Below are 19,131 nucleotides of genomic sequence, written 5' to 3'. Positions count from 1 at the left end.
AATCTTCTGGATGAAACTTGATTGTAACAAGGATTTCCACTACAATTTGTAGTGGGAGGTGGTAAAGGATGAATATTAAAAATTTTAAATATGATGAAGTTGGACTGAATCGTTTCTTTGGGCCATTGGAAGCTAATATCATGGAATATTTATGGGATAAAGGTGAACAGAGCATTAAATCGGTTCAGCAATCATTGGAACTTGACAAACCTATCAATTTCAACACAGTAATGACCGTAATGAATCGTTTAGTAGAAAAAGGCATTCTTGAAAAGAGGTCTGAAGGAAGGCTTTCATTATTTCGCCCGGTTCAGTCCAAAGCGGAGTTTTTAGAAGAGCAGTCAAAGAAACTGACTGAGAATTTACTGGATGAATTTGGTGGGGCCGTCATAAGCCACATGCTGGATGCCATGAAAGACGCTGACCAAAGTTTAATTGAAAAATTGGAACAAAAAATTCAATCGTTAAAAAAGGATAAATTATGAGGTGGAAGAGAAAGTCTTATTTTGTGATAAGCCTGAGTCTTTTAATTGCCTGTGTAGTATGGTGCCAAATGGGAGCTTTTTTGGTACACATCTTTTTTGGTGTAAATATCAAAGCCAATTTTTTTAAATTTTGTTTTAGTTTATTCAAGGAAGATTCAGTATACTACTTTGTGGTCGTCACCCTGCTAAGTATAATAATATCCTATAGTATATTGAGCACCTTATTCAAGATTGCAGAGCAATATTTCTTATCCAGAAGGTTTAATCAAAAGCTTTTTCTTTCCAAAAACATTGAAATGACAAGGTCTATAAATGAAACATTCAATCGGGTCAACAATGATATCTTAGTTGTGAACGCTGAACAACCTCTTGCGTTTACGCTTGGTTTCAGGAGGCCTTTCATTGTGTTCAGTACTGGTTTAATTCAATTATTGGATTTTGATGAGCTAGAAGCGGTAGTAGAGCATGAAGCCTTTCACCAAAAAAAATATGATCCACTGGTAATTTTCATTTTACAGTTGATCTCAGATGCGTTATGGTTTGTCCCACTGACAAAATGGTGTCATAAAAATTACAAAATAATAAGTGAATTATCAGCCGACGAAAGTGCGATTAATAAAATGGGGACTGAATTAGGCATAAGTGCCGCTTTGTTGAAATTAATTAAACATGGTTGCACTGATAAATCATCGCCTGTCCTTGTCCATTTCTCCAATGAATCGGTAAACTATAGACTTCAGCAATTAATTGATCCCCGTAAAACAATTCCTTTGAGGGCTGAAACTACCACGATTTTTGTTTCTATTTATGTTTTGGTTATACTTTTGGGAATGACTATAGTGATTGTCTGATGACTTTCACTTGATTTTTTTACCACTTTACACTACACTTTGTAGTGTAAAATAAAACAAAAGGAGATGTGTCATGAATAAACAAGAGATCGGAACGTTTTTATTAAGAGTTATGTTGGGAATTTCATTTTTCTTGCATGGTTTGTCAAAATTCAAGGGTGGATTGGATAACACTTCAGGATGGTTTCAAAGTATAGGCATTCCGGGATTTATGGCCTATGTAGTCGGTATTATTGAATTGGTTGGAGGAATTGCTTTAATTATAGGTCTTGGAACAAGAATAATTTCTGCTCTTCTTGTATTCATCATGGCTGGTGCAATTGTGTATGTGAAATTCCCAGCAGGTTTTATGGGGAATGGAGAAGGTACAGGGTACGAACTGGATCTCGTTCTTATGATTATTGCTCTTCACCTAGTATTGAATGGAAGCCGATTCCTATCTATAGACTCTAAGTTACCTAACCTTAAAAAAAGACAAGATTCAGAAATGATAGCAAGTTAATATTAATAAACGATAGCACAAAAAATTAAACACTTTTTTTGACAATCTTGAGGCATGAAACCGGCAATCACTGGGGTCATGCCTTTTTCAATTCACCTTGTTCTTGTTTGAAATGGCTTCATGATTAGAAAAACCGATAATAAATCAAAGCAGATTTTGGTACAAAAGAAGTTTTCCATGACTGCATTAACGTGACATACCTTGCGAAATGACAATACTGTAAGGTTGAACCAATAACCTTTGAATTTCAATTCAATAGTTAACAAACCAAAAAAATTGATAGTTTTCAGTGAAATTTCATTGACGAACACACGTTCCGTATTATAAAATACAATCATGGGTAATAATGGTATAGTGTTATTACCACTGACCAGTTCAAAAGTAAGGTTGGAAAGTTTTGCAAAAAAATAAAGCAAAAGGAGCTATTTAATTATGACCATGCGATTATCTCCATATTTAATGATGAACGGAAATGCGAAGGAAGCGATCCAATTTTACGAAAAAGCATTGGATGCAAAAGTCCTGTTTAATCAATCCTTTGGAGAAATGCCAGAAAACCCGGAATTTCCTCTGCCAGAAGAAGCAAAGGATCTTGTGGCGCACGCAATGTTAAAGGTGGGGGAAACGGACCTCATGTTTTCCGATACGTTTCCAGGTCAAACCAGTCAATCTGGAGATCAAGTCACGATCTGTATTTCAATAAACGATATTGAAAAATCAAAACGAATCTTTGAAAATTTGTCACAAGGCGGAGAAGTGAAAATGCCGCTGCAGGAAGCTTTTTTCAGCCCTGCTTATGGGATTGTATCAGACAAATTCGGTGTAACCTTTCAAATTTATACAGAGGGTCAACAATAATTTTCCCTAGTTCAAATAATAGCAGCAGTTTTGGTGACTATTAGTTGCAACTGTATTATTGAATAAATAAATCCCAATTTCTCATTTATATCACTGAGAGATTGGGATTTTTAATAATGGAATTTCATTAACGTAGTAAATCCACGTTTTGCTTGAGGTACTCCTTATGGAATTATAGGTATGAGTCTTATCTCTTTTCATATGCAGCCAAAGATCATCCCGCACGGTAGCATAGCATGTAAGATAACACGTTTATGTATAATGTAGGCGTTCATTCTCACTGTCCCTAAATCCTGGATTCAATCTGAATGTATATATTTTGCTCTTAAAAACCGAACTCCACAATTGATATAATGATTTACGTAGTTACCGATAATTTTTTTTGGTTCCACACTTTTAACTTTGATACCTTATCGTTATCTCTCTGTGATATTCGTCATATATTCTTCATCTATTTGTTCTTTGTTTAGAAAATGGCTATGCTATTATTTAAAACATTGACATACAAATTAGCCGCATTCTTTCTAAAATATATTCTTTTTAATAGGCTAATATATTTGAAGTAACTTTACATTGCTTAATAAGGGGAAAGGGGGGGGAACAACGTGAACACAGATCAAGCTTTCAACCTGTTAAAGGATGCAGGAGTAACAGAAAGCAGTAGTATACAAACTGTTAGACGCTGGCTCCGTGAAGGTAAGATTAAATATGAGGGAGGAAACGGAAATAGAAAAACTGGATACATAATGGATGACACAGATCAAGCTTTTGAAATGTTAAAAGATGCAGGAGTAACAGAAAGTAATAGTGTACAAACTGTTAAGCGCTGGCTTCGTGAAGGTAAGATTAAATACGCGGGAAACGGAATGAGGAACACTGGATACATAAGTAATGACACAGCTTTAAAGCTGGCTATAAATGATAGTATAGATCAAAATAAGGACGAAATCATACACCGATTAAAATTAAAAATACAAGCTCAAGATAAGCATATAGAAGGAATCGAAGAACTTCATGAGACTGGAAAAAGAATATTGATTCAGCAAAGGGATATGTTCAAAAAGGAAGTTGCCATTCTAAAGAATGAGAAAAGTGAATTACAAAATGAAACAAAGGATTTATTAAAAGAAAATATTGAATTACGTAATGAATTGATAAAATTAAAAGAAAACATCAGAAACAATTACAATATTGAATCCACTACCCAATCAAATGATTATAGTAAAAAATTAGGGCTTTCTAAAATGGCAAGCAATAAAGAAGTATTAGCAGAATATAAAGGGTTATTAAAAATAACTCATCCAGACCATAATGGCAACGCTAAAGTATTTCATTACATTAAGACTGATTACGATAATTTTAGAAAGAGCAACAAAGGTAAATGAATAGTGTTTATATACATGCAGATTTTTTTCAAATCAAACTTTACGAAAATCCTAGGGTAAAAGCGTGTTTTGAAACCTTGATAGGCGAATCGATTGTTAGGATCAAGAGAGCTCGGGAATTTTGAAGTTCAAGGCCGAACCATTGTTATTAATTTAGATTATTGATCATTCTTTTTTTGATTTCATCGTTTGGCCATATGAAATAAACAGATTTCAAATGAACGAAAAGGTGGCCTTTGTTCATTTGGTACCTAAATTTGAGGCCTTTAAAGTCTATCGTTTACACATTATCAAGCTGCAGACTATTTTTGTCTCCTCATCCATTGTGTTGCAACCCATTTTTCCCCAGTGATAACGGGCGCTCCACCATGTAAAGTTAGTTCGTTTATGTTTTTATTGTTATAGAAATATTCGAAATACACAGCCATCCCCTTTCGCGGGGACACTGAAAAATTCAGTTTTGGAAAAAAAGTTTCCCCTCCATGCTCAACATCATTTAAGTACATGATGATTGTGCTAATTCTATTATTTTTTGCTGCTTTACTTGAAGATGAAAAAAAATCAAAATGAGCTTTATACTCTTGACCAGGAGTGTATTTAAGAATTTGAATACCATCTCCATGTTCAATGGGGATATTCATGATTGTTGATATCCTTTTTTCAATTTTGGTAATGATGTCATATTCATTTTCTTGGAAAAACATACTACTGCTTGTTCTTATCTCATTTACTTCGTGCGTAACTCCAATTTTGGAACGATGCATTTTGTCTTTTGACAATTCAATAAGACCGTCACATTCTTCGTCACTCAAAACATTTCCTAAAACTACAATTAAAGGTTCTTCTAATTTAGCAATCACATTAATTTCTCTATCTTCCGTTTTGATTTTATTTCCAATATGATTAAAAATCGTTTGTTCTTTACATATTTTATTATCCACTGTCAACTTTCATCGACTCCCAAAAAAATGAATTTTCCGAACAGTTAGTTTATCGTATTTCTGTAAGCGTTTTTCTATATTAATTATACCATGAACGTTGTTATATAACTGTTTCTTATTTCTGCAAACAGTGCTTCGTAATATGAGGTTGACAATTAAACATTACTTGTTGACCTGGCACTTGACTATAGCAAACTCTAATCTTTTACATAAAATATAGTAAGCTCACAATATGGACAGGTCTCTTTGTATAGATTTTCATGTGTGCATTTTCACCAAAATCCTTACGTGAATTTATTTCCTTCTATTATAGAAGGGCTTTTTCAAAAAAATATTTTTATATCAGCCATTCTTTCACTAATCTTTATGGAAGACGTTTTCTTTCACAATGTGCACAATGATAAGGGGACGCAGGTTAATCACCTGTTATCACCACTACGGAGCTGTTCAAGAAAACTTAGAGAAAAAGTAAAAAAGGATAAAAAGTAATAATATGATAGGAAATGTGAAGGAGTGATCGAAAGTGGAGGACTTTAAATCTATCTGTGTTACTGAAGGGATTAAAAAAGTAGATGTAATAAAAAATCCAACGTCGTTTCCAATGATTGGTAAGGGGGCGCAAGGGGCCGTTTTTAAAATTTCTTCAGACAAATGTGTGAAAATTTGTGCAAAACCAGAATATGCCGTTATAGAGGGGAATGTATTGAAAATTGCACAGGTGTCTCCCGCTATTCCACGGCTTTATGAGGTGGGGCAAAACTATATTATTATGGAATATCTTGAGGGTCCAACTTTATTCCAGTATTTAGAATCTGGAGGGGTCCTATCCGAAAAATTGATCAGGCAAATTCTTTTTGTGCTAAAAGAAATGAAGCGTTTAAAGTTTTCCAGATTGGATGCCGATTTGCGCCACATTATTGTAACTAAGGAAGAGGAATTAAAAGTAATAGATCATTATAGCTCCTATACAAGGATTCGAAACAGGCCAGAATTGATATTCAAAGGTTTAAAAAAGTTGGGTCTATTACCATTGTTCTTGAAAGAGTTAAAAGAAATGGATCCCGAATCCTATATGGAATGGAAAGATTTATAAATAAAAAAAGTAACTCCTTTAATGCTAAAAAGGAGTTACTTTTTTCTGTGGAAAAACCAGCGTTATTTTGGATTGCTATGATGCTGGATGATACGATCAACGATATCTGGCAATTTAATTTTCTGTTCTAAAAGAAACTTGTAGAGAGCATCTCTATCCTTCGTACTCACATTCCACTCTTTAGGGATGGATTCGATCACTTGATAGATCGATTTGTTAGGCAAGTTCACTATTTTTTCTATAAACGTTGTAAGCTCTTTTTGATCATCGAGAAGAGAGAAGGCCCATTTATAAAAAGGCCAATGGTAGTTATATACCGGTGTTTCAATTAGCGTTTGAGCAGACCATTGATAACGTCCCGGAAAAACTCTGCCATGATCAATCATATGGACATAATAGCCGCCATCACTGAGATTTTCCAAAATGACATTCATCGTACCTCGATCAGAGTTATTAACCCATTGGTCGAATACCGTTATACCGGCAAGCATATCCCGGTTTTTAACATCCGTCTTAGTGGGAGGATTTTCTCTAACATTCTCGAAAACTGTGCTGTTTTTAATAAAAACACAGCCATATTGGTATCCAGAACTATAGTTGAGTTTACTGGATTGTAATTCAGGAGTTTTCTTAATAAATTCTTCCGGTATATATACAAGATCAAATGGGATAACGGGAAGTGAAAGGAGCTCTGCCAATTTGCCGATCAGGTATTCATTGACCACTTCTTTTTCTCTTCCTTTCTTAGTATCGAACCACTTCACGACATATTCTTTACCATCGCTGAAAAGAATGACATGTGCGGTTCCGCCCCTTAATGTTTGTACATATTGAACTGGATATTTTGTCATATCACTTTGTCTCCTTTAATAATATTTGTCTAGCTCTTTTTCTTTTTTATTAACCATATTGCTCTAGTATTGATCGATAAAATAGATTATTAGATTCGGTAAATGACTTTTCTGTTCTACAAGAAATTTGTACAGCGCTTCACTTTCCTCCATTGAGACTCCCCAATCTACAGGGATGGATAGGGTAACTTCATAGTTAATTCGTTTAGAAGGGATAAAATTTTTTATACAAATGATGTGAAAACTTCTTCATTTAGCATATAGAAGGCGCGTCGGTAAGTTTCTTGGTAAGGGATTCAGTTTCTGAGAAAGCGTTTTTCAGACTACTGATATCCATCCGAAAAGCATGTTCCATGATCAATCATATGGACAAAATAGCTACCTTCACTAAGCTGTACTCGAAGGAAAATGCTTATGGCCAATCGATGTTATTCACCCTAAGGTCGAATACCACCATTCCGGCAAGTATATCGTGATTTTTCTCTTACATCTTGGATGGAAAAGCTTTAAATACTTCATCTCGTACAAAACTGTTTTCGATAAATAAACAAGTATATTGGCATCCTGAACTAAATTTATATTTTCTGGAATGTAATTTAGAAGTATTTTTTATGACTTCGACTGGGGTATATACAAGTCAGAAGGGGATAAAAGAAAGGAAGGAACATTGCTAATTTACCGACCACTTACTCATTTACTACTTACTTGACTCTGTTATTAGTACCGTTCATTTCACTACATACTTTTTACCATCGCTAAAAAGAATGACATGTACCGCCCCACCAATTAATGTTTGTACGTGCTCAACTGGATATTTGGACTGACCCATGGTTTCCAATTCAATTAACTCCGTTATTTTTTTCTAATAAGCTGTATAGCCTTTGTTGTTCGATGATTTGTTTATTCAAATCAAAATTTTCATCAATAACCTGTCTTGCACTTCTGGTATATCTCTTCCATACTCTTGGATGACTCAGGAAATATTTTATACCTTGAGCCAGTTTTAAATCATCTTTCTCAGGAACAAGGTATCCTGTTTTTTTATGCTCAATCAATTCCGGAATCCCTCCATGAAAGGTGGAGATGACAGGTAAACCGCTTGCCATGGCTTCTTTTAATGCATTTGGGATCCCTTCTACATCTCCATCTTCGCCCGTTTCACTGGCTAGGCAAAAGAGATGGGAATCTCTTAATTCCTTAGAAATTTGGTTGGAATCCATTGGCCCCCTAAGAAAAACGTGTTCGTTTAATTGATTTTCATCAATGAAAACTCTTATCTTCTCTTCATCTTCACCTGTCCCAATGATGTGCAGTGTCGTTCTGGGATATTCCTGATGAATCCGTTGAAAGGCCTTCAAAAGCGTAAGGAATCCTTTTTTCTCGACAAGTCTGGCTACAGACAAGATTCGGATTTCTCCTTCCTTAGGTAGGGAACGTTGGACAAATGGGTATAAATCTAAATTTAGACCGCCATATAATACATGTATTTTATCTTCTTTAAATCCTAATTTCATTAATTCATCTGCAAGAAAATCGCAAACTGCAAAACAACCAGCTCCATGTTTTACTAAATTTTGATATCGGAGGACATTTTTGCGAAACCTCTTATAAGTTTGAGTGGATGAATCACGTCCTCGAAAATGCACAATCAAAGGAATATCATACTCGATAGCTGTTGGTAAAATATCGATGGAATGTTTCCCTTGATGAGCGTGAATCGCAACTACATTTTGCTCCTTAAAGAAGGCCCCAAGGTCTTGAATTTCGTTCAAATTATAATAATGTTCAAACTGATATTGAACATTGTCGCTATTTGGGTAAGGGCCGATTACAATAGGCCGATATTGATCCAACATAATGATCTGATTGTACATAAATCCTTGATTTATTTTAATAGGTTCTCTAATGTAAAAAGCGATTGTCTTCACTATTTCAATCCCTTCCTTCCCCCTAAAATCAAATTTTCGATAAAACTTTGAAATATTTGTCGATCTCGTTCAGTTAAATCTTTCGGAAAGGCGGACCATTTAAAAAATTGTACCTTTTGTATTTCTTTATCATCAGGTTTTAAATCCCCGCTGAGTATGTCTTCGGTCACGTAAGCAATGTTGACTGGAAAGTATTGATCACCATTAGGCAGCTTCGTAAAATATTCCTTCCCTGAAAAAACGCCAATTAATTGAAGGTTGCCGATGTTGATTCCCGTTTCTTCCAAAATTTCGCGTCTGCATGCCTCTTCCGCAGATTCTCCTAATTCAATAAAGCCGCCTGGCAATTTCCACATTTCATCGGATTGTACCATAAGAAAACGGCTGTTTTGATCGATAACCAAAACGGTGACACCAGTAAGTATCAAAGCTCTAGTCCCAACGAGAGCACGTAAATCTTCAATGTAGCCCATCACAAGTCTCCTTTCTAATCATTTCCTTTCTGGTTATCCCTCTTTTATAGTAAATGCAAAATAGAAAAGATTCGAAACGGACAAGTACATATATTTGTATTTTTTTTGTAAAGTTCTTAATTGTATGTGTATGAGCATAAGACACTGAAGAAATGTTAGGAAAAGCTTGCCTTAAGAGAATTATGCACCAATTGCTAATAGGTTTCTTCTCGTCCTTAGAACCCTGTAAAAGAGGGTATGACTTAATTTTGTAAAAAAGTGTTATTAACCTAAAGCAACTAATCGAGGATTTCATATTATAGATTGTCGTTATTAAAAAGAAGGAAAGAGGTGAAAGATTAGATGGATGATTTTAAATTAATAAAGGTTGAGAGAATAGAAAAGAACGGTAAAAAGGAACTTATTATTCATAATCCAACCACATTAAAACTGATTGGGGAAGGAAGTCAAGGTGCAGTTTTTCAGATTGATGAAGATATTTGCGTAAAAATTTATGTCAATCCAAATGCAGCAACTAAAGAGGGGAAAGCACTTGAAGCAGCGAAGGAAACTAATATTGTTCCGAAATTATATGAAGTCGGACCAAACTATGTAATTATGGAGTATTTAAAAGGGCCCAATCTAAAAGATTATTTGAAAGGAAAGCAAGATATTCCCGAATCGGTTACAGAACAAATCATAATGATTCGAAAGGAACTAAAGAGAGTTGGATTTATTAGAATCAAGACCTCAATTGGACATTTTGTCGTAACAAAGGGAAATGTGCTGAAAGCGATTGATCATTCAGATGGCCTCACAATGAATGATCCATATAATCCGAAGATGTTTCGTGATTTAAAAAAATTGGGGTTATTGGATACATTCCTGGAACAAGCAAAGAAAATCGATCCTGAATCATATGAAGACTGGCAGAAAAATATCGATTTCAATGCGATATAGGAAACCTATCCCATAGGATGACAAAATGGGGAAGTGGCTCCAGCAAAGGCTCTAACCGGTGCAAGTATGGCATACATCAAAGAAATTTATGATGAATTCCTCACAAAACCCATTGTGTTATACAAGCATGAAAATCTAAAAAAGTCGATTCCTTAACGTAAAGGAGTTCGACTTTTTAGGTTGGAATTCTCTTAGACATAAAATTTGCGTAATGGGCAGTATAGCATTGTTACTCCCGTTCGTAAATGTGCACGTTCGGGAACGGAGGCTTTTTCTCATGAACCATTTTTAACGTTCGTAAAATTACAAACTAGTTTACATTGTACGAACGTTTTGAATGCGGCATTTTTATTTTTAAAATGAATACGCTAAATGTTTTAGTGCATTTTTTGTTTCTTCTTCGGTAATACCTATTTAGCGTAGAGTGACAGATGGATGGGAATGATGCAGAATCTGTTGTAGTATGGCAATATCCTTCGTGTCTATGTAAAACCAATAGCCAAACGTTTTTAGGTATGTTGCCGATATGTTCCGCCGTCAACGAACTCGACGGTTTTATTTAACTGACGGTAGGCCTGAGTAGGAGTATTAGGGGGGGCTGCCTCTTCCTAAGTAAGGACTCTAGACGTTTTTCGTATAATTATAGACCTCCAGGAAGCAATTCACGATATACATGTCGCGAATTTTTTGCGTTTTGCCTTCTTTGTCTCGGAGATTTTATTTTTTTTCCTTTGAGGTCAGGGATCTATTGTGTGGTCAATCGAAGAAAGTCCAAAATCCGAGCCTGGTCTCATATACTTTAACGAACGTAAAAAACGGCAGTTTTAAGGACAAATTACAATATTGATAAAATTATATTTTTACATACGGATTACGATTTTTCCTTTATAAAGTGGTTTTTTTGAATTTTTTTTACAAGGTGATATAAGTTTAACGTTTACACGTGACCAACGCTCAGTCATTCAAAGGCATGTTGAATAACTATAGAAAGAATGGTGATAGTTGTTTATCCATTAAAGATCTCTGTCCATGGAAATAACAAAATGGGAAACCCATACACTTATGTATAGTTTCCTAAACTAAAAAAAAGGTGAATCATTTTGTCTTTTCCAAACATACATAATATTACACCAACCCATTTCGATTAAGACTGCTTAGAATGTACCGTTCTTTTGGCTTTCATTACTCTTGAAGAATTAGACCTCGCTCCCAGCATCAATTCTGAGTGAGAAAAGCTTCATTTGTTTTAAGGACACACCAACTAATAACTTCATTGATTATGGTGGATCAATTGTTGTCCCTGCATTAATTTTTTACGGCAACTACCTTAAAGGTTCCTAGTTGTCCGAGTAGCACTGTGAAAATAACGAGTCAAAGACTGCCGACACCTCTGGTATGTTAGGTGCTACTCCTGCGTACACCATCAATGTGGACGATACAATAAATAACAAGAACATTGCTGTAATTATAATCGGAAACCGCAACATATTCATGTCGATAACAACACTAGGAAATGGTGAAATAGCTATCTACGATTGTCCTTAAACTGGTTCCGCAACGAAAGTGATTTATTAGAAATATAAACGGTGAATACTATGTCAATTGAGATGACGATTTTTCCTACTACACAATATGAAATTCAAGTGTGTATCCATAACTAATAAATGTAAAAGGGTGGGAACCTTATGGGTAAAAATGATCAAACAGATAAATACAAGGAAGACAAAAAGAAGAAATATAATAAGGGTCAGAAAGATGATAAAAAGTATGCTGACTTTAACCATATATTAGAAAATATTCAAGTCCAACTCCAACTCCAAGAACAACAACAGAAGGAACTTCAGGTTCAACATCAGAATCAGTTAATTAAACAACAAAATGAGACTTTAAATAAAATCTTACACGAAATAACGAAGGTTTCACAACCACTGGAAAATATTCAAGTCCAACTCCAACTCCAAGAACAACAACAGAAGGAACTTCAGGTTCAACTTCAGGATAAGTTATCTAAACTACAAGATGAGAATTCAAATAAAGTCTTACAGGAAATAACGAAGCGTTTACAACCACTAGAAAATATTCAAGTCCAACTCCAACTCCAAGAACAACAACAGAAGGAACTTCAGATTCAACTTCAGAATCAGTTAATTAAACAACAAGATCAAACTTCAAATAAAATCTTAGACGAAATAACGAAGATTTCACAACCACAACCCCTCCTGTTAAAATCGCCTTTTAGCATAATCGATACACTTGATTTAGATGTAGAAAAAAAGGCCCAGATTGCAATGTTTATAGCAAATAGCAATAGTAGTAATAAAAATGAAGATGAAACTAAATAAAGAAGAAGAGGCTGAGAAAGCCCCTTCTTCTTTATTTGAAAACTAGTATATTCGCCACCAATACTACTGTAAAAAGGTGCAGTTTCTTTACTCAGTAATACCTATGTATCGTAGGGTGACAGAAGGACGGGAATGGTGCAGGATCTGTTGAAGCATGGCAATTTCCTTCCTTCTTGGCTTTGTAAAATCAATAGCCAAATGTATTTCTTAAGGTATGATTTCTGACACACTCAACGCCTGCAAACCCTGCAAACCCTGCAAACCCTGCAGCCTAAACTGCCTGTTGGCCTGAGTTAGGGGAATGCGATGTACTGGACGGAAATAATTAGGGACTCTTGACGTTTTTGGCATAGCAATAACCTCCTGAAAGCATTTCGTGATATACATATCACGTTTTTTTTGTTTTGCCTTCCTTGACCAGGAAATCGTTTAGTTTACTGAACTGCAAAAAAGCTCACACGTTTATCCAAAACGTATATCGACCATTACACCAAAACCATGTTAACTCCATTGCATAAAAGTGTAATGGAGTTTTTATTTTGACACTAACCGACAGGTTGCGGGGCTCTGCCAAAGCCAGATTGGGATTGTTACATGTTTGCCCTACTAGACCCTGTTAAATAAAAATGGACTAATTAGGCCACTAACTAGACCGGAAGTGGTCCTATTGCATATAAAGGATAAATGAATGACAAAAGGGAGGCAGCTTATGAAAATCCGAAAGGCCATTATTCCGGCCGCAGGCCTCGGGACCCGATTTTTGCCTGCAACTAAAGCTCAGGCTAAGGAAATGCTGCCGATTGTTGATAAACCAACGATTCAGTATATTGTTGAAGAAGCAGTAGCTTCGGGTATAGAGGAAATTATTATCATAATCGGTAGGGGAAAAAGATCAATAGAGGATCATTTTGATAAATCCTATGAGTTGGAAGATGCACTTTTAAGAAAAAATCAGCTCGATATTTTAGAGGAAGTTCAGAAGATATCTAGCTTGGCAAATATCTATTATGTCCGTCAAAAGGAACCGATGGGGCTAGGACATGCAATTCTCTGTGCTAAAAGCTTCATTGGAAATGAACCTTTTGCTGTTTTATTAGGGGATGACATCGTTATGTCTAATACACCATGTCTGAAACAAATCATCAGTGTTTTTGAGTATTGCAACAGTTCTGTCGTAGCTGTTCAGAATGTCCCGGAAAAGGATGTCAGTAAATATGGAATTATTAAGCCAAAAGGGACAATGATTGAACCTAACCTTTTTCATATCGAATCTTTGGTGGAAAAACCGAAAAGGGAAGAGGCTCCTTCAAGATATGCGATAATGGGGCGTTATGTTTTTAGACCTGAGATTTTTGAATCACTATCAAAGCTTCCGGTTGGACATGGTAATGAATTACAACTTACTGATGCCATAAATGAGCTAAATAAGCAGCAGGCCGTATTAGCATATAACTTTGAAGGAAACCGATATGATATTGGTGATAAAGTTGGATTCATTAAGGCAACAATAGACTTTGCTCTGCGCAGGGATGATATAAGAGACGAGGTACTTTCCTATTTAAGGGATGTAAATAAGAAAGAAAAACTTCAGATTATAAAGAGAGAGCTTGAATAATATGAAAATAGCTGTTTTGGGTACAGGTTATGTCGGGCTGTCCACTGGTGTTTGTTTGTCAGAAATAGGGCATAGTATCATTTGTATCGATACGGATGAACAGAAAATTAAAAGTCTACGTCAAGGGATTTCTCCAATATATGAACCGGGTCTGGAGAATTTGCTTGCTCAAAATGCTGCAGCGGGTAGACTGCTTTTTACAACATCTCATCGAGAAGCAATAAATGGTGCCGAGATTATCATCATTGCCGTAGGAACACCGCAAATGGAGGATGGGGGAGCAGATTTATCGTATATTGTGCAAGCCGCGAAGGATATTGCTGCAAACTTAGTACAAAGTTCAGTAGTCGTTATAAAAAGTACTGTGCCAGTTGGTACGAATGATTTTATTAAAAAAATTATGGAAGAGCTTTGTAACGAAAGGGTCACCTTTAATATGGTTTCAAATCCTGAATTTTTAAGACAAGGGTCAGCCGTTATGGATACGATGCAAGCAGATCGAATCATCATCGGTTCTGAAAATGATGAGGCGGCTAAGAAAGTACAAGAAATGTATCGTCCGTTAAATGTACCATTTATACTAACAAGTATAAGAAGTGCGGAAATGATTAAGTATGCTTCTAATGCCTTTTTGGCGACTAAGATTAGCTTTATCAATGAAGTTGCCAATTTATGCGGAGTAGTAGGTGCAGATGTTAAAGATGTAGCAAAGGGAATGGGAAAAGATAAAAGGATTGGAGAAGCTTTTTTACAGCCCGGTATTGGTTATGGAGGATCTTGTTTTCCAAAGGATGTTAAAGCGTTGCTTCATACTGCCAAATTAAATGGAGTACATTTTTCCATGTTAAAAGAAACAGTAGCGATTAATGATTTTCAGCAGGAACTCCTTGTAACTAAAGCAATAAATCGCTTTGGGGATTTAAAAGGGAAAAAGGTCGCAATGCTTGGTCTTGCTTTCAAACCAGAGACAGACGATATGAGGGAAGCGCCATCAATCAAAATTGCGCGTTCATTAAACAAACTTGGAGCAGAAGTGGTAGCTTATGATCCGGTTGCAATAGATAATGCGAAAAACATATTAGGGGATACAATTAGATTTGCAAGCTCAATCAGCGAAGCGACAGTAGATGCGGATGCTGTATTTATTGTTACCGAATGGAATGAATTTAGAAATTTAAATCTGGAGACATTGATGAACACAATGAGACAACCGATCGTTTTTGATGGTAGAAACTGTCTTGAAGAAGATCGAATCAGGGCGTGTAAGAAAATTGAATATTATCCAATAGGGAGACCAGCAATTGTTATTGGTATGACATAAAGCGAAAACATTTTCTAACACTTCATTAACTCGAACATGATTTTTAAAGACATATATTAGGTTAACTTAACCATTCAAAGTGGGAGTTGTTATTCTATAGGCGGATAAATTGGCAATGCAGCACCTTTGATAATTCTTGGGTGCTTTTTTATATTTCTTTGAATAGACTTCATCGACCATTAGAGCCATAGATTAACGTCAACTATTAACATGTTTTATTATTATCATTGTTTGCAAATAATCTTGTGTCATAGCACCTTCTTACATCCCCTTTATATTAGGCAAACGCATACTCACTGCCATTTAGCTTTACTGTATGTTATTAGTCCATGCGTACCTATGGGGTCCTGCATAATATACTTGAAAAGGTCCAGGAAGTTTGCTTACTTTGCTTGAAAGGAGAACATTTAATTGCAAACAGTTATGCATTTGAATTTAAGAGTTGACCCGACCCAATATATCTCACAGATTCGAGAAGTTCCTGATTATGATTATATTCATATGGTACGACAACCTAAGTATATGACTGATCTTTCCCTTTTAAATGAGAAGGTTCATTATCTCAATGAAATTTTCTCACCAAAAGAATATGTGAAAAGAAATAATATCTCCCTATTACATGCTCACCATGGTCAATTAGGGATGTTATTACTTCCTTTTAAAGAGGAAACAAACCTTCCGTTGGTAACAAGTATTAGAGGCAGGGATGCAACCCTAGCTAAACAGCCCATTGGCTATCTAGAAAACATGAAAATGCTATTTGATCGAGGTGAGCGTTTTTTTCCAGTTTGTCATTATTTAGCTGATAGGTTAATTGCTTGGGGTTGCCCTTCAGAAAAAATTAGAGTGCTATATGGGGGCGTTGACCTTAACGAATTCCAATACCGGACTCCACATAAATGGGGCTCTCAAAACATTTTATCCATCGGTAGGTTGGTGGAAAAAAAAGGACATCACATCTTAATGCAAGCTTTTCAAAAAATCAGAGGTGAATTTCCAAATGCAACCCTGACGATCATCGGAAGAGGGGAGCTTGAAGAATATCTCATTTCTTTGGCAAATCAACTTAATTTAGGGGACTCTTTTCGTTTATTAAATCATCTCCCTAAAGCTCAAGTACGAGAACAAATGACCAATGCAGATATATTTTGCGCCGCGAGCTTAGAAGCTGCTGATGGAGATGTAGAAGGAATACCTAATACATTAAAAGAAGCTATGGCGATTGGGGTACCAGTGATTTCGACCAATCATGCCGGCATCCCTGAATTAATAACAAATAACAAAGAGGGGGTTTTAGTACAAGAAAACAATGTAGATGAATTGGCAGAGGCCCTTGAATTTATGCTAACTAACAGAGAGAGATGGGAAACATATACAGTGGCGGCTCGTCAAAAAATAGAACAAAACTTTAACCTCGTCAATCAGCTTCAACAACAAGCTGAATTTTATGATGAACTTGTAGCCCCTTATAAAGTAGGTAAACAAATTTCAGTAACACCTCGCCAAATAGATATAGAAACCCTTAAGGAGACTAGACAGCCTCAACTGCAAGGTAAGTATGATGGCGAAACATTAGCGACTAGAAAAAAATCCGATTTAGCCAGAAAAGCCCTTTTTTATATGCAACAGCTTCAACAGCTTCAGCAGCTTCAAGAGCTTGAAGAGCTTGAAGAGTTTGAAGAGCTTGAAGAGCTTGAAGAGCTTCAAGAGCTTGAACAGCTTCAAGAGCATCCACAGCTCCAGCAGCTCCAGCAGCTCCAGCAGCTTCAAGAGCATCCACAGCTTCAGCAGCTCCAGCAGCTCCAGCAGCTCCAGCAGCTTCCACAGCTTCCACAGCTTCAGCAGCTTCAGCAGCTTCAAGAGCTTCCACAGCTTCAGCAGCTTCCACAGCTTCAGCAGCTTCAGCAGCTCCAACAGCTCCATCAGCTTCAGCAGCTCCAACAGCTTCAACAGCTTCAACAGCTCCAACAGCTCCAACAGCTCCAACAGTTCCAACAGCTTCAAGAGCTTCCACAGCTTCCACAGCTTCAGCAGCTCCAACAGCTTCAGCAGCTCCAACAGCTTCAACAGTTTCAACAGCTTCAACAGCAGACTAAAGATAAGGTCAAAGATGAACTTGTAGCATCTAATAAAAATGACAAAAAAGCTAAAATTCAACAGAAGGCTAAAGGTAATGATGAAACAACGGCAACTCGTAAAAAAGAAAAAAAAAGTCAAAAAGCCGAAAAAGTAAAAAAAGCCCTTAATAAAATGCAACAGTTTCAACAATTTCAACAGACGGCCATAGATGAGCAGTTAGGAGGAGATCATGGAGAATTTTAAAAACATTACTGTAACCAAAGGTGAAAAATCTTTGGAAATTCACAATCCCACTACCTTTTCGCTGATTGGAATGGGTGCTCAAGGTGCAGTATTTAAACTTTCAGAAGATAAATGTGTAAAAATCTATTCAGACCCAGTACAAGCAAAAATGGAGGAAGAAGCACTTAAAGCAGGAAAAGATCTACCCTTTATGCCTTTGGTATATGAAACAGGTCCAAACTATATCGTCATGGAATATTTTAATGCTCCAACCTTAAAAGAATACCTGAGAAATTGTACGTATATCCCTGATTCTATAGTTAAGAAACTTCTCTATATATTAAGGGAATTAAAACAAGCAAAATTCACCATGATAGATGCCCCCCTACGCCATATTTTTGTCGTTGGTAATGAGGAACTTAAGGTGATTGACCATGTAAATTCCTTTAAAAGAATGCATCCTGTACCATTAAAATTATTAAGGGATTTAAAAATAATCCTTTTAAAGGACTCGTTCTTAACCCAAGTGAAAAAGCTCGAACCGGACACCTTCAATGAGTGGGAGGATTATTTCAATCAAAATAGTTTGGACTATAGAAACATTCCAGTTCTCTCAGGAGGGTCAGGGAATGGAGTGAAAGTGGATAGCGCAATAACACAAACACTCATTGGAAAAGGGCATCAAGGTGCTGTTTATCGAGTGTCTGAAGACACATGCGTCAAACTTTACGGAAAAACTGAACATGCAAATCAGGAAAAAATGGTTCTTTTATCAAGTCAAGACTTGCCTTTTATCCCGAAAGTCTTTGAAACAGGACCAAATTATATTTTAATGGAATATCTATTAGGACCAGATTTAAATACGTTTCTAAAAAAACAATCTGCACTATCTGAGGACATAACAAAACGCTTACTCTTTATATTAAAAACAATGGAAAAATCAGGTTTCAAACAAATTGATGCCCCATTACGGCATATTATTATAACCAGGAATGGTTTTAAATTAGTCGACCATGTGTACTCGTTTTCACGTGAACAAAAAAGACCTCTCGAGTTATTTAAAGACCTGCGAGAAAGAAATTTTTTAGATTCTTTTCTAGAACAAGTGAAGGCGTTAGATCCTGGTACGTATGCTGAATGGACTAAAACACCAATCCCATTAACTGAAAATGATAATACACTTGTATAGTCATAGTTATGTAACTGGAATCCTAACGGAAAAATTTAAAAAGGTATTACTCCTATT

Annotated in this window: 16 protein-coding genes; 12 read left to right on the top strand and 4 right to left on the bottom strand. The window is 36.0% G+C overall.

Annotated features, from left to right (window positions below; translation table 11 throughout):
* Window positions 1-68: 68 nt before the first annotated feature.
* The 5 genes from NYE63_RS14665 to NYE63_RS14645 all read left to right on the top strand — a co-directional run bounded on the left by NYE63_RS14665 (window position 69) and on the right by NYE63_RS14645 (window position 4,081).
* A complete protein-coding gene (locus NYE63_RS14665; RefSeq protein WP_342601641.1) occupies window positions 69-485 on the top strand; it encodes a BlaI/MecI/CopY family transcriptional regulator in 417 nt (138 codons plus the stop codon).
* Complete coding sequence (locus NYE63_RS14660; RefSeq protein WP_342601640.1) at window positions 482-1,336, top strand: M56 family metallopeptidase; 855 nt, start codon at window positions 482-484, stop codon at window positions 1,334-1,336. The genes NYE63_RS14665 and NYE63_RS14660 overlap by 4 nt, the downstream gene beginning before the upstream one ends.
* A gap of 73 nt (window positions 1,337-1,409) precedes the next feature.
* Entirely contained in the window at window positions 1,410-1,838 is a 429-nt protein-coding gene (locus NYE63_RS14655; protein WP_063233687.1) for a DoxX family protein, read from the top strand.
* 432 nt (window positions 1,839-2,270) lie between these two features.
* Complete coding sequence (locus tag NYE63_RS14650) at window positions 2,271-2,696, top strand: VOC family protein (RefSeq protein ID WP_342601639.1); 426 nt, start codon at window positions 2,271-2,273, stop codon at window positions 2,694-2,696.
* Window positions 2,697-3,301: 605 nt separating this feature from the next.
* Window positions 3,302-4,081 carry a hypothetical protein gene (locus NYE63_RS14645; RefSeq protein ID WP_342601638.1) on the top strand — a complete coding sequence of 260 codons (780 nt, stop codon included), beginning with the start codon at window positions 3,302-3,304 and terminating at the stop codon, window positions 4,079-4,081.
* 302 nt (window positions 4,082-4,383) lie between these two features.
* Here the strand turns inward: NYE63_RS14645 and NYE63_RS14640 are convergent, their stop codons facing one another.
* Window positions 4,384-5,028 carry a 2OG-Fe(II) oxygenase gene (locus NYE63_RS14640; protein WP_342601637.1) on the bottom strand — a complete coding sequence of 215 codons (645 nt, stop codon included), beginning with the start codon at window positions 5,026-5,028 and terminating at the stop codon, window positions 4,384-4,386.
* 517 nt (window positions 5,029-5,545) lie between these two features.
* Here NYE63_RS14640 and NYE63_RS14635 point away from each other — a divergent pair.
* Window positions 5,546-6,115 (top strand): hypothetical protein, encoded by a 570-nt coding sequence (locus NYE63_RS14635; RefSeq protein WP_342601636.1) that lies wholly within the window; start codon window positions 5,546-5,548, stop codon window positions 6,113-6,115.
* A gap of 62 nt (window positions 6,116-6,177) precedes the next feature.
* Here NYE63_RS14635 and NYE63_RS14630 read toward each other — a convergent pair whose 3' ends face one another.
* From NYE63_RS14630 to NYE63_RS14620, 3 genes are all read right to left on the bottom strand, one after another.
* Window positions 6,178-6,966, bottom strand: coding sequence for a HipA family kinase (locus NYE63_RS14630; RefSeq protein ID WP_342601635.1), 789 nt, complete (start codon window positions 6,964-6,966; stop codon window positions 6,178-6,180).
* Window positions 6,967-7,805: 839 nt separating this feature from the next.
* Window positions 7,806-8,894, bottom strand: coding sequence for a glycosyltransferase (locus tag NYE63_RS14625; protein WP_342601634.1), 1,089 nt, complete (start codon window positions 8,892-8,894; stop codon window positions 7,806-7,808).
* Window positions 8,894-9,367 (bottom strand): NUDIX domain-containing protein, encoded by a 474-nt coding sequence (locus NYE63_RS14620; RefSeq protein WP_342601633.1) that lies wholly within the window; start codon window positions 9,365-9,367, stop codon window positions 8,894-8,896. Before NYE63_RS14620 ends, NYE63_RS14625 begins: the two co-directional genes overlap by 1 nt.
* 342 nt (window positions 9,368-9,709) lie before the next feature.
* On the opposite strand from NYE63_RS14620, the gene NYE63_RS14615 reads away from it, so the two are divergent.
* The 6 genes from NYE63_RS14615 (at window position 9,710) to NYE63_RS14590 (ending at window position 19,074) form a co-directional block, all read left to right on the top strand.
* Complete coding sequence (locus NYE63_RS14615; protein WP_342601632.1) at window positions 9,710-10,306, top strand: serine/threonine protein kinase; 597 nt, start codon at window positions 9,710-9,712, stop codon at window positions 10,304-10,306.
* Between the two features lie 1,685 nt (window positions 10,307-11,991).
* Window positions 11,992-12,648, top strand: a complete 657-nt coding sequence (locus NYE63_RS14610; protein WP_342601631.1) for a hypothetical protein — start codon at window positions 11,992-11,994, stop codon at window positions 12,646-12,648.
* A gap of 709 nt (window positions 12,649-13,357) precedes the next feature.
* The gene (gene galU, locus NYE63_RS14605; RefSeq protein WP_342601630.1) at window positions 13,358-14,263 is read left to right on the top strand and encodes a UTP--glucose-1-phosphate uridylyltransferase GalU; all 906 of its coding nucleotides are present in this window, start codon (window positions 13,358-13,360) and stop codon (window positions 14,261-14,263) included.
* Between the two features lies 1 nt (window position 14,264).
* A complete protein-coding gene (locus tag NYE63_RS14600) occupies window positions 14,265-15,584 on the top strand; it encodes a UDP-glucose/GDP-mannose dehydrogenase family protein (protein WP_342601629.1) in 1,320 nt (439 codons plus the stop codon).
* Between the two features lie 411 nt (window positions 15,585-15,995).
* Window positions 15,996-17,906, top strand: a complete 1,911-nt coding sequence (locus NYE63_RS14595; RefSeq protein ID WP_342601628.1) for a glycosyltransferase — start codon at window positions 15,996-15,998, stop codon at window positions 17,904-17,906.
* Window positions 17,893-19,074, top strand: coding sequence for a hypothetical protein (locus tag NYE63_RS14590; RefSeq protein WP_342601627.1), 1,182 nt, complete (start codon window positions 17,893-17,895; stop codon window positions 19,072-19,074). The genes NYE63_RS14595 and NYE63_RS14590 overlap by 14 nt, the downstream gene beginning before the upstream one ends.
* Window positions 19,075-19,131 lie beyond the last annotated feature (57 nt).

It is taken from the genome of Peribacillus sp. FSL E2-0159 (genome assembly GCF_038643155.1).
Taxonomy (GTDB): Bacteria; Bacillota; Bacilli; order Bacillales; family DSM-1321; genus Peribacillus; species Peribacillus simplex.
The sequence above is the reverse complement of the archived record's forward strand: the minus strand, read 5'-3'. Positions and strand labels throughout refer to the sequence as shown.